At 60.4% G+C, this 13,372-nt stretch carries 3 protein-coding genes; all 3 read left to right on the top strand.

Annotation, left to right across the window (positions count from 1 at the left end; translation table 11 throughout):
• Positions 1-13 precede the first annotated feature (13 nt).
• The 3 genes from CCUG20998_RS22935 to CCUG20998_RS22925 all read left to right on the top strand — a co-directional run bounded on the left by CCUG20998_RS22935 (position 14) and on the right by CCUG20998_RS22925 (position 13,357).
• Positions 14-1,597: a serine hydrolase gene (locus CCUG20998_RS22935; RefSeq protein ID WP_020729614.1), complete on the top strand. Its 1,584-nt coding sequence runs from the start codon at positions 14-16 to the stop codon at positions 1,595-1,597.
• On the top strand, positions 1,594-3,969 hold the full coding sequence (locus CCUG20998_RS22930; RefSeq protein WP_020729615.1) for a cation-translocating P-type ATPase: 2,376 nt from the start codon (positions 1,594-1,596) through the stop codon (positions 3,967-3,969). The genes CCUG20998_RS22935 and CCUG20998_RS22930 overlap by 4 nt, the downstream gene beginning before the upstream one ends.
• 364 nt (positions 3,970-4,333) lie before the next feature.
• Positions 4,334-13,357, top strand: a complete 9,024-nt coding sequence (locus tag CCUG20998_RS22925) for a PPE family protein (RefSeq protein ID WP_116269149.1) — start codon at positions 4,334-4,336, stop codon at positions 13,355-13,357.
• Positions 13,358-13,372 lie beyond the last annotated feature (15 nt).

The raw sequence follows: 13,372 nt of genomic DNA, 5'->3' as shown, positions 1-13,372 counted from the left end.
CTAGAGTGCGGCAATGACCAAACGCGCGGCGACGACAGCAGTGGTGATGATGTTCCTGGCGTTGGTGGGATGTGCTCCCAAACAATCAATTTCCAACCCGCCATCGACGCCGTCGCAGCTCCCGCCCAATGAGGTCTCCGGTATCGACATTCCCCCGGGCCGGATCGACGAAGCGGTCGCAAAGGTTGACGGCTTAGTGGCCGAGCTGATGAAAAGCACTGGTATACCCGGCATGGCGGTGGCGATTGTCCACGGTGGAAAGACGCTGTATGCCAAGGGATTCGGGGTGCGGGACGTCAGCAAGGGCGACGGTCAGGACAACAAGGTCGACACTGACACGGTCTTCCAGCTGGCCTCGATGTCCAAGCCCATCGGGGCGACCGTGGTCGCGCACGAGGTCAGCACCAATGTCGTTTCTTGGGACACGCCCGTCGTTTCGAAGCTACCAGAGTTTGCCCTCAGCGATCCCTACGTCACCGACCACGCCACGATCGCTGACCTGTATTCGCACCGGTCCGGGTTGCCCGACCACGCCGGGGATGCGCTCGAAGATCTGGGCTACGACACAACGCAGGTGCTCGAACGGTTGAAGTACCTGCCGTTGGACCCCTTTCGAATCAGCTATGCATACACCAACTTCGGTGTGACCGCCGCCGCCGATGCGGTCGCGGCAGCAGCCGGCAAGGCCTGGCCGGACCTGTCCGAGGAGGTGCTCTATCGCCCGCTGGGGATGACCTCTACGAGTTCCCGATTCGCCGACTTCCTGGCCCGGCCCAATCACGCGGTCAACCACATCAAGGTGGGGGACCGGTGGGAGGCCCGGTTCCAACGGGACCCGGATGCTCAAACGCCGGCGGGCGGGGTGAGTTCGTCGCTCAATGACATGGCCCACTGGCTGACCATGGTGCTGGCCAACGGCGAGTACAACGGCCAGCAAATCGTGTCACCGGAGGCGTTGCTCCCCGCCATCACACCGCAGGTCATCTCGTCGGCGGCGCGCTCACCGAAAGCTCGCGCCGGTTTCTACGGCCATGGGTTCACCGTGTCGGTGAGTTCCGCGGGCCGCACCCAGTACGGCCATTCCGGGGCGTTCGGGCTGGGGGCTGCTACCAACTTTGTGGTCCTACCCTCCGAAGACATCGCCATCGTTGCGCTGACCAATGCCGCGCCCTACGGCATACCCGAAGCGCTCACCGCCCAATTCATGGATCTGGTGCAATACGGCGAAGTCCGCGAAGACTGGACGAACCTATACCGACAGCAAATGGGCCCCATCAATACCCCGGAAGGATCTCTGGTCGGCAAGCAGCCCCCGGTCAACCCTGAACCGGCCCGGCCGCCAAGCGACTACATCGGGGTATACGCCAACGACTATTGGGGCCCCGCCACCGTGACGGAGCGCGATGGCCAGCTGCAGTTGTCGATGGGGCCAAAGAACCAGACGTTTGACCTGACGCATTGGGACGGCGACACTTTCACGTTCGCACTGTCGACGGAGAACGCTTTGCCCGGTTCGATCTCGAAGGCGACCTTCGCCGGTGACACGCTCAATCTCGAGTATTTCGATTCGAACAAGCTCGGAACGTTCACGCGATGACGGCCATCGGCTTGACCGATGCCGAAGTGGCGGCACGGTTAGCCGAAGGTAAGAGCAATGACATTCCCGAGCGGGCGACTCGCAGTGTGGCCCAAATCGTTCGGGCCAACGTATTCACCAGGATCAATGCGATTCTGGGCGTACTGCTGCTGATCGTCCTGGCGACCGGTTCGGTGATCAACGGGATGTTCGGCCTGCTGATCATCGCCAACAGCATCATCGGAATGATCCAGGAGCTGCGGGCAAAACAGACACTGGACAACCTGGCAATCCTCGGCCAGGCGAAACCGTTGGTTCGGCGGCAATCCGGCACCCGCACAATGTCGCCCAGCGAGGTGGTGCTCGACGACGTCATCGAACTCGGACCTGGCGATCAGGTCGTCGTTGATGGCGAAGTCCTCGAGCAGGACAACCTCGAGATCGACGAATCCCTGCTCACCGGTGAGGCCGATTCGATCGCCAAACACGTGGGCGAACAAGTCATGTCAGGCAGCTTCGTGGTTGCAGGTAGCGGGGCATACCGTGCGACCGAGGTGGGGCACGAGGCATACGCTGCCAAGCTTGCCGCAGAGGCGAGCAAGTTCACCCTGGTGAAATCCGAATTGCGCAGCGGCATCAACAAGATTCTGCAATTCATCACCTATCTGTTGATACCTGCCGGGGTGCTGACCATCTATACCCAGCTGTTCACCACCCACGCGGGTTGGCGAGACTCGGTGCTGCGAACGGTGGGCGCGTTGGTGCCGATGGTCCCAGAGGGCCTGGTGCTGATGACCTCGATAGCGTTCGCTGTCGGCGTCGTCAGGTTGGGGCAACGCCAGTGCCTGGTACAGGAATTGCCCGCCATCGAAGGACTGGCCCGGGTCGACGTGGTGTGCGCCGACAAGACCGGCACGCTGACCGAAACCGGTATGCGCGTGTCCGATGTCGACGAACTCATCGCCGACCAGCATGGGGCCGTCGCCGACGTGCTGGCCTTCCTGGCTGCCGCCGATGCTCGGCCCAACGCCAGCATGCAGGCCATTGCGCAGGCCTTTCCGTCACCACCGGACTGGACCTCCACCGCAACGGCGCCGTTCAAATCGGCAACCAAGTGGAGCGGCATATCATTTCGCGACCACGGAAATTGGGTGATCGGTGCACCCGATGTGCTGCTGGATTCGGCGTCCGAGGCCGCCCGGGAGGCGGAACGGATTGGGGCACAGGGGCTGCGAATCCTGCTTCTGGGGGTCGCAGACGTGGCGGTGGACGATCCCTGCGCACCGGGCCAGGTTACTCCGGCCGCCTTGGTGATTCTGGAGCAGAAAGTACGGCCCGATGCGCGCGAAACGATGGAGTACTTTGCCGCTCAGAATGTTTCGGTGAAGGTCATCTCTGGGGACAACGCGGTATCGGTCGGCGCGGTCGCCGCCAAGCTCGGGTTGCAGGGCCAAACCATGGATGCACGACAGCTGCCATCGGAGCAGCCCGAGTTGGCCGACGTCCTGGATACCTACACCACTTTTGGGCGGGTGCGGCCGGACCAGAAGCGCGCCATAGTGCATGCGCTGCAGTCCCATGGGCACACGGTGGCGATGACCGGCGACGGGGTCAACGACGTACTGGCCCTCAAGGATGCCGATATCGGCGTGGCGATGGGAACCGGCAGTCCCGCGTCGCGCGCGGTGGCGCAGATAGTCCTGCTTGACAACAGGTTTGCCACGTTGCCCTACGTCGTCGGCGAGGGTCGGCGGGTGATCGGCAATATTGAGCGCGTCGCTAATCTATTTCTGACCAAGACCGTGTATTCGGCGTTGCTGGCGTTGCTGGTGGGTATCGAATGCTTGTTCGCCAAGCCATTGGGCGCAGATCCATTGCTGTATCCGTTTCAGCCAATACACGTCACGATCGCGGCGTGGTTCACGATCGGAATTCCGTCCTTTATTTTGTCGCTGGCGCCCAACGACGAGCGGGCCTATCCAGGATTCGTACGGCGGGTCCTCACCTCTGCGCTGCCATCTGGACTGGTGGTCGGCGTCGCGACCTTCGTCTCCTACCTGACCGCCTATCCTGGGCGACATTCGACGTGGCAGGAGCAGACGCAAGCCTCAACCGCCGCCCTGATAACTCTGCTGGTAACCGCGTTGTGGGTACTGGCGGTGGTGGCCCGGCCCTATCGCTGGTGGCGGCTGGGTCTCGTAATCGCTTGTGGCCTAGCCTATGTGGCGATCTTTAGCCTCCCGCTGGCGCAGCGGAAGTTCTTTCTGGATCCCTCCAATCTGGCCACGACTTCGATCGCTTTGGGGATCGGTCTGCTCGGGGCCGCGCTGATCGAGGCCATGTGGTGGCTGCGGGCCAGAGCCCTGGGGTTGCGTCCGCGGGTATGGCGATAGCTGGCTAGGGCGACGCCGGCCTCGATTCGCTGGTAGCTGCGAATCTGATTCTTCTTCTCGACTCGCGCTAGCTCGAGTCGCGCGGCCGCGCGACAAATTGGTGATGTGGACAAAATGGTGTCCGGGCGGCCAAAGCGACGATTCTGTACAAAGAGTTTACATTTCGAGTGAATGACCCGGTTTATGACCACTGGTCACAGTTTTTTGTTAAAGTTCCCGTGTCCCCGTGGTAACCGCCGTATGCTGATGCGATACCAGCCAATGGGCGACGACCGGGTGGATCCCGTGGATCGTCGGGTTGTCGGGGGGGCTGCGATGGGCAGGTGGCCTCCGGCTTGGCGGCCGCCTGAGAAGGGCTGCGGCGATGAGTTTTTCGGTGTCGCCACCAGAAATAAACTCGGCTCGGATATTCAGCGGTGCCGGGTCGGGCCCGCTGTTGTCCGCGGCAGCGGCCTGGGATGGACTGGCTGGCGAGTTGGGATCGGCGGCTGCCGCTTTCTCCTCGGTGACCTCCGCGCTCACCGGTTCTTCCTGGCAGGGGCCGGCCTCTGCCGCGATGGCAAACGTCGCCAGCGGCTATCTGGGTTGGCTGGCATCGACCGGAGTGCAAGCAGGGCAGGCGGCCAGCCAGGCCCGGATCGCGGCGGCGGCCTTTGAGGCCACCGTAGCGGCGACGGTGCATCCGGTGGCGGTGTTGGCCAACCGGACGCAGTTGGTGTCATTGGTGACATCCAACCTGCTGGGCTTCAACGCTCCCGCGATCGCGACGGTCGAGGCCGAATACGAACAGATGTGGGCCCAGGATGTGGCCGCCATGTTCGGCTACCACACCGGGGCGTCAGCGGCAGTGGCGGCACTGACACCGTTCACCCAGGTGCTGCAGAGCCCCGCCGCGGCGGCGGCGGGGGCGGTGCAGACGGCCATCATCGATTTCCCCGGGCGGACCAACATTTTTAATGCTGGGTTGGGGAATTTGGGTGTGGGGAATGTTGGGTTTGCGAGTGTGGGTGATGGGAATGTTGGTGGGGGTAACCTCGGTGATGGGAATGTTGGGTTTGGGAATGTTGGTGGCCTGAACTTTGGTTCTGGGAACTGGGGTGGTTTCAACCTGGGTTCGGGGAATATTGGTTCGTATAATTTCGGGCCGGGGAACTTGGGTTCGTACAATATTGGGTTTGGTAATGCGGGTGACTATAACGTTGGTTTCGGTAATAGTGGGTTGGGGAATATCGGGTTTGGGAATAGTGGGAGCAATAATCTGGGGATCGGGCTGACCGGTAGTGGTCAGGTGGGGTTTGGGGGCTGGAACTCCGGGAGTGGGAATGTGGGGTTGTTCAACTCCGGGGATGGGAATGTGGGGTTGTTCAACTCAGGGACCGGTAACTGGGGTGTGGGTAACTCGGGTGAGTTTGATACGGGGTTGTTCAACGCGGGGCGCTACAACACCGGGGTGTTCAACTCGGGTGTGTTGAACACCGGGGTGGGTAATGCGGGTGATTACAACTCGGGCAGTTTCAACACGGGTGCTTCCAATACCGGGGATCTCAATGCGGGTGATACCAACACGGGGTGGGCCAACACCGGGAACCTCAACACCGGGTTCGGCAATAGCGGTCACCTCAATACCGGCGGGTTCAACCAGGGCAGTCAGAACAACGGGTTCTTCTGGCGCGGGGACGCTCAAGGCCAAATCGGCTTCGACTACACCATCACCATCCCCGAGATCGGGCTAGGACTGAACGTCGACGTCCCGCTCAATATCCCGCTAAGAGGCACGATCGGGACGCTCATAGATGGTGAGCCCATCATCAGCGTGCCGGGCTTCACGATTCCCGCGCTGCACCTGGACGGAACCGCGCTCTCCGGGACGATTGGGCCGATTGTGGTGGATCCGATCACGATTACGGGTCCGCAGGTGGATTTGATGGTGGGGGGTCCGGGGGAGTCGTTGCAGTTGGCGTTGTCGGGTCCGGGTGTGGGTCCGGTGGTGATTCCGGTGGCGCATGTGCCGGCGGTGGCGGGGTTTGGGAATACGACTAGTGCGCCGTCGTCGGGGTTCTTCAATAGCGGTACGGGTAGTTCGTCTGGTTTTGGGAATGTGGGTGGTGGTTCGGGGTGGTGGAACTTTGCGTCTGGGGGTGTGGGGTATTCGGGTGTGGGCAATGTGGGGGCGTTGGGTTCGGGTGTGTTCAACCTTGGTGATGGGGTGTCGGGGTGGGTGAACACGATTCCGAGTATGGGTTCGGGTGTGGGCAATGTGGGTGATGGTTTGGCGGGGTTGTTCTCGCAGGGGGCCGACAAGATCAGTGTGTTTGGTCTCGGTGTGGCTAACCATGGTGGGCTGAATGTGGGTAGCGCCAATGTGGGTGATGCGAACCTGGGTAGTGCGAATGTGGGTAGCGCCAATGTGGGTGTTGGCAATGTGGGTGATGGCAATGTGGGTGTGGCCAATGTGGGTGATGGCAATGTGGGTGGCGCCAATGTGGGTGGGGCCAATGTGGGTGGGGCGAATACCGGGGATGGTAACTGGGGGTGGGGGAATACCGGTGGGGGGAACATCGGGTGGGGTAACACGGGTGTGGGTAATTTCGGGTTTGGGAATCAGGGGTCGGGCAACATTGGGATTGGGCTGAGCGGGGATCATCAGGTTGGGTTTGGTGGGTGGAACTCCGGGAGCGGGAATGTGGGGTTGTTCAACTCCGGTGACGGCAATATCGGGTTCTTCAACTCTGGGTCGGGCAACTTCGGGATTGCTAACTCGGGCAGTTTCAACACCGGGATCGCGAATGCGGGTTTGACCAACACGGGCTGGTTCAACTCGGGGCTGGCCAACACGGGGTGGGGTAATGCGGGTGCCTACAACTCTGGTGGGTTCAACGCCGGTGCCTACAACACGGGTTCGTTTAACCCGGGTCATGTGAACACCGGCTGGTTTAACACCGGGGACACCAACACCGGGCTGGGCAACAGCGGCAACATCAATACCGGGGCGTTTGTCTCCGGGGACATGAACAACGGCTTCTTCTGGCGCGGCACCGGCCAAGGCCTGATCGGCGCCGACTACACCATCACCATCCCGCAGATCCCGCTGACCATCGGTGGAGGCGGAATTCTCAACATCCCCATCACCGGCGCCATCACCGGCCTCACCGTGCAGCCCTTCATGGTGCACGGAGTCGGAACCAGCACCACTGGCATACCTCTTGATCTACAGGTCACCATCCTTGGTGCCGACACCAACGAAATCGGCGTCGACGTTCACATACCCAAACCCATCGACAAGGACGTCACCGTACCGATACCTTCAATTCCGGTCCTTAACCTGGGTGTCACGATTGATAATGAAATCGGAGCGATTGTCGCGCCGGAGATCGCGATCAACCCCATTAATTTCAACAAGTTCATGATCGGTAACGAGGATTCGCCACTGACCGTCCACATCGGTGGTGGAGCCGGCCCGGTCACCATCCCGGTTTTTCATTTGTCGCCGACTCCGGGGTTTGGGAATTCCGGTGGTGCGCCGTCGTCGGGTTTCTTTAATTCTGGGGATGGTGTGTCGGGGTTCGGTAACTTCGGTGCCACGGTGTCGGGTTGGGGCAACGTCGCGTCGCATGCGTCGGGTTTTGAGAACTTTGGCACCGGGTTGTCGGGGTTCACCAATGTGGGTGATGTGTTGTCGGGGTTGAAGAACACCAACAGTTCGGGTCTGGGGACCTCGGGTGTGGGCAACGTGGGTGACAGTCTGTCGGGGTTGTTCTACGCGGGTCCGGACCGGATGAGCATTTTTAATGCTGGGTTGGGGAATTTGGGTGTGGGGAATGTTGGGTTTGCGAGTGTGGGTGATGGGAATGTTGGTGGGGGTAACCTCGGTGATGGGAATGTTGGGTTTGGGAATGTTGGTGGCCTGAACTTTGGTTCTGGGAACTGGGGTGGTTTCAACCTGGGTTCGGGGAATATTGGTTCGTATAATTTCGGGCCGGGGAACTTGGGTTCGTACAATATTGGTTTTGGTAATGCGGGTGACTATAACGTTGGTTTCGGTAATAGTGGGTTGGGGAATATCGGGTTTGGGAATAGTGGGAGCAATAATCTGGGGATCGGGCTGACCGGTAGTGGTCAGGTGGGGTTTGGGGGCTGGAACTCCGGGAGTGGGAATTTGGGGTTGTTCAACTCCGGGGCTGGGAATGTGGGGTTGTTCAACTCCGGGACCGGTAACTGGGGTGTGGGTAACTCGGGTGAGTTTGATACGGGGTTGTTCAACGCGGGGCGCTACAACACCGGGGTGTTCAACTCGGGTGTGTTGAACACCGGGGTGGGTAATGCGGGTGATTACAACTCGGGCAGTTTCAACACGGGTGCTTCCAATACCGGGGATCTCAATGCGGGTGATACCAACACGGGGTGGGCCAACACCGGGAACCTCAACACCGGGTTCGGCAATAGCGGTCACCTCAATACCGGCGGGTTCAACCAGGGCAGTCAGAACAACGGGTTCTTCTGGCGCGGGGACGCTCAAGGCCAAATTGGCTTCGACTACACGCTGACCGTCCCGGAAATCGGGCTGAACATCGACGCGAACATACCCATCAACATCCCGGTGGCAGCCACCCTCGGCGTGATTAAGGTGGGTACCTTCACGATCCCCACGCTCTACCTGAACGGCAATAACCTGACCGGGACGATTGGGCCGATTGTGGTGGATCCGATCACGATTACGGGTCCGCAGGTGGATTTGATGGTGGGGGGTCCGGGGGAGTCGTTGCAGTTGGCGTTGTCGGGTCCGGGTGTGGGTCCGGTGGTGATTCCGGTGGCGCATGTGCCGGCGGTGGCGGGGTTTGGGAATACGACTAGTGCGCCGTCGTCGGGGTTCTTCAATAGCGGTACGGGTAGTTCGTCTGGTTTTGGGAATGTGGGTGGTGGTTCGGGGTGGTGGAACTTTGCGTCTGGGGGTGTGGGGTATTCGGGTGTGGGCAATGTGGGGGCGTTGGGTTCGGGTGTGTTCAACCTTGGTGATGGGGTGTCGGGGTGGGTGAACACGATTCCGAGTATGGGTTCGGGTGTGGGCAATGTGGGTGATGGTTTGGCGGGGTTGTTCTCGCAGGGGGCCGACAAGATCAGTGTGTTTGGTCTCGGTGTGGCTAACCATGGTGGGCTGAATGTGGGTAGCGCCAATGTGGGTGATGCGAACCTGGGTAGTGCGAATGTGGGTAGCGCCAATGTGGGTGTTGGCAATGTGGGTGATGGCAATGTGGGTGTGGCCAATGTGGGTGATGGCAATGTGGGTGGCGCCAATGTGGGTGGGGCCAATGTGGGTGGGGCGAATACCGGGGATGGTAACTGGGGGTGGGGGAATACCGGTGGGGGGAACATCGGGTGGGGTAACACGGGTGTGGGTAATTTCGGGTTTGGGAATCAGGGGTCGGGCAACATTGGGATTGGGCTGAGCGGGGATCATCAGGTTGGGTTTGGTGGGTGGAACTCCGGGAGCGGGAATGTGGGGTTGTTCAACTCCGGTGACGGCAATATCGGGTTCTTCAACTCTGGGTCGGGCAACTTCGGGATTGCTAACTCGGGCAGTTTCAACACCGGGATCGCGAATGCGGGTTTGACCAACACGGGCTGGTTCAACTCGGGGCTGGCCAACACGGGGTGGGGTAATGCGGGTGCCTACAACTCTGGTGGGTTCAACGCCGGTGCCTACAACACGGGTTCGTTTAACCCGGGTCATGTGAACACCGGCTGGTTTAACACCGGGGACACCAACACCGGGCTGGGCAACAGCGGCAACATCAATACCGGGGCGTTTGTCTCCGGGGACATGAACAACGGCTTCTTCTGGCGCGGCACCGGCCAAGGCCTGATCGGCGCCGACTACACCATCACCATCCCCCACATCCCGATCACCGTTGGTGGAGGCGGGATTCTCAAACTGCCTCTCACCGGCGAGATCAGCAACCTGAAGGTGGAGCCATTCGGGCTGCGCGGTGAGGGCGGCGGTGGGATCCCGCTCATCGCCCACTTCACCCTGCTGGGAGACACCAAAGCGACCACGATCGACATCCCCGGCACCAGCCTGAGCTTTGAACTGCCTAGTCTGCCGGTTGCCATCAAGGTCGACATCAACGACGAGCTCAGTGTGATCAGTACGCCGGAGATCACCATCAATCCCATCACATTCAATGAATTTGTGATCGGTAGCGACGAAACACCGTTCGATGTGAGCATTGACGGTGGTATCGAACCGCTCACGGTGACGGTTTTTCATTTGTCGCCGACTCCGGGGTTTGGGAATTCCGGTGGTGCGCCGTCGTCGGGTTTCTTTAATTCTGGGGATGGTGTGTCGGGGTTCGGTAACTTCGGTGCCACGGTGTCGGGTTGGGGCAACGTCGCGTCGCATGCGTCGGGTTTTGAGAACTTTGGCACCGGGTTGTCGGGGTTCACCAATATGGGTGATGTGTTGTCGGGGTTGAAGAACACCAACAGTTCGGGTCTGGGGACCTCGGGTGTGGGCAACGTGGGTGACAGTCTGTCGGGGTTGTTCTACGCGGGTCCGGACCGGATGAGCATTTTTAATGCTGGGTTGGGGAATTTGGGTGTGGGGAATGTTGGGTTTGCGAGTGTGGGTGATGGGAATGTTGGTGGGGGTAATCTCGGTGATGGGAATGTTGGGTTTGGGAATGTTGGTGGCCTGAACTTTGGTTCTGGGAACTGGGGTGGTTTCAACCTGGGTTCGGGGAATATTGGTTCGTATAATTTCGGGCCGGGGAACTTGGGTTCGTACAATATTGGGTTTGGTAATGCGGGTGACTATAACGTTGGTTTCGGTAATAGTGGGTTGGGGAATATCGGGTTTGGGAATAGTGGGAGCAATAATCTGGGGATCGGGCTGACCGGTAGTGGTCAGGTGGGGTTTGGGGGCTGGAACTCCGGGAGTGGGAATGTGGGGTTGTTCAACTCCGGGGATGGGAATGTGGGGTTGTTCAACTCCGGGACCGGTAACTGGGGTGTGGGTAACTCGGGTGAGTTTGATACGGGGTTGTTCAACGCGGGGCGCTACAACACCGGGGTGTTCAACTCGGGTGTGTTGAACACCGGGGTGGGTAATGCGGGTGATTACAACTCGGGCAGTTTCAACACGGGTGCTTCCAATACCGGGGATCTCAATGCGGGTGATACCAACACGGGGTGGGCCAACACCGGGAACCTCAACACCGGGTTCGGCAATAGCGGTCACCTCAATACCGGCGGGTTCAACCAGGGCAGTCAGAACAACGGGTTCTTCTGGCGCGGGGACGCTCAAGGCCAAATCGGCTTCGACTACACCATCACCATCCCCGAGATCGCAGTGGGCTTTAACGTCCAAGTGCCGCTGGACATCCCGCTATCCGGCCATCTTGGCGAGATCAGACTGAGCGAATTCATGCTGCCCCCGATACACCTCAATCCGGTCGACGGAAACAGCCTGACCGGGACGATTGGGCCGATTGTGGTGGATCCGATCACGATTACGGGTCCGCAGGTGGATTTGATGGTGGGGGGGCCGGGGGAGTCGTTGCAGTTGGCGTTGTCGGGTCCGGGTGTGGGTCCGGTGGTGATTCCGGTGGCGCATGTGCCGGCGGTGGCGGGGTTTGGGAATACGACTAGTGCGCCGTCGTCGGGGTTCTTCAATAGCGGTACGGGTAGTTCGTCTGGTTTTGGGAATGTGGGTGGTGGTTCGGGGTGGTGGAACTTTGCGTCTGGGGGTGTGGGGTATTCGGGTGTGGGCAATGTGGGGGCGTTGGGTTCGGGTGTGTTCAACCTTGGTGATGGGGTGTCGGGGTGGGTGAACACGATTCCGAGTATGGGTTCGGGTGTGGGCAATGTGGGTGATGGTTTGGCGGGGTTGTTCTCGCAGGGGGCCGACAAGATCAGTGTGTTTGGTCTCGGTGTGGCTAACCATGGTGGGCTGAATGTGGGTAGCGCCAATGTGGGTGATGCGAACCTGGGTAGTGCGAATGTGGGTAGCGCCAATGTGGGTGTTGGCAATGTGGGTGATGGCAATGTGGGTGTGGCCAATGTGGGTGATGGCAATGTGGGTGGCGCCAATGTGGGTGGGGCCAATGTGGGTGGGGCGAATACCGGGGATGGTAACTGGGGGTGGGGGAATACCGGTGGGGGGAACATCGGGTGGGGTAACACGGGTGTGGGTAATTTCGGGTTTGGGAATCAGGGGTCGGGCAACATTGGGATTGGGCTGAGCGGGGATCATCAGGTTGGGTTTGGTGGGTGGAACTCCGGGAGCGGGAATGTGGGGTTGTTCAACTCCGGTGACGGCAATATCGGGTTCTTCAACTCTGGGTCGGGCAACTTCGGGATTGCTAACTCGGGCAGTTTCAACACCGGGATCGCGAATGCGGGTTTGACCAACACGGGCTGGTTCAACTCGGGGCTGGCCAACACGGGGTGGGGTAATGCGGGTGCCTACAACTCTGGTGGGTTCAACGCCGGTGCCTACAACACGGGTTCGTTTAACCCGGGTCATGTGAACACCGGCTGGTTTAACACCGGGGACACCAACACCGGGCTGGGCAACAGCGGCAACATCAATACCGGGGCGTTTGTCTCCGGGGACATGAACAACGGCTTCTTCTGGCGCGGCACCGGCCAAGGCCTGATCGGCGCCGACTACACCATCACCATCCCGCAGATCCCGCTGACCATCGGTGGAGGCGGAATTCTCAACATCCCCATCACCGGCGCCATCACCGGCCTCACCGTGCAGTCCTTCACAGTGCACGGGGTCGGGAGCGCCGCCACACCGATACCGGTGAATTTGCACCTCAATGTCGATGGAGAGTCCGGAGGGGCGACGGTCAGCGTCCACATCCCGAATACGGATGTCAGCTTCGACGTCCACGTGGACGGGCTACCGATCACGTTGGATCTGCCGCTTGACTCCGAGGTGCGTCCCATCGTGGTTCCGGACATCCCCATCAGCCGAATCCCCATCGTTCTTTCGCTGGGCAGCGACTCCACCTTGCTCAATACCGCGATCGGCGCGGGCATCGGCCCCATCTCCATTCCGATTCTCGACCTGCCGACGGCGCCTGGCTTCGGCAACGCGACCGGTAGCCCGTCGTCGGGATTCTTCAACTCGGGTCCCGGGGGTGTATCGGGCTTCGGCAACGTCGGCGACACCCTCTCCGGAGTGTGGAACTTCGGCTCCTATGCCTCCGGACTGCAGAACTATGGCGGCAGCCTCCTCTCGGGTATCACCAACCTGGGTGGCGCAACCTCTGGCCTCGGCAACACCAGCGACCTTGGCCTGACGATAGCAGGCGTTATCTCCGGTATCGGGAATGTCGGCAGTCAACTGTCCGGTCTTTTCCTCGAGGGCTCGGTGCCCTAACCGGCTGTCGAGTGC

The organism is Mycobacterium marinum, from assembly GCF_003391395.1.
Taxonomy (GTDB): domain Bacteria; phylum Actinomycetota; class Actinomycetes; order Mycobacteriales; family Mycobacteriaceae; genus Mycobacterium; species Mycobacterium marinum.
The sequence above is the reverse complement of the archived record's forward strand: the minus strand, read 5'-3'. Positions and strand labels throughout refer to the sequence as shown.

Excerpts from the sequence above, each read along its gene's own strand:
- CCUG20998_RS22935 (WP_020729614.1), top strand. The coding sequence starts at position 14 with ATGACCAAACGCGCGGCGACGACAGCAGTGGTGATGATGTTCCTGGCG.
- CCUG20998_RS22925 (WP_116269149.1), top strand. The coding sequence starts at position 4,334 with ATGAGTTTTTCGGTGTCGCCACCAGAAATAAACTCGGCTCGGATATTC.
- CCUG20998_RS22930 (WP_020729615.1), top strand. The coding sequence starts at position 1,594 with ATGACGGCCATCGGCTTGACCGATGCCGAAGTGGCGGCACGGTTAGCC.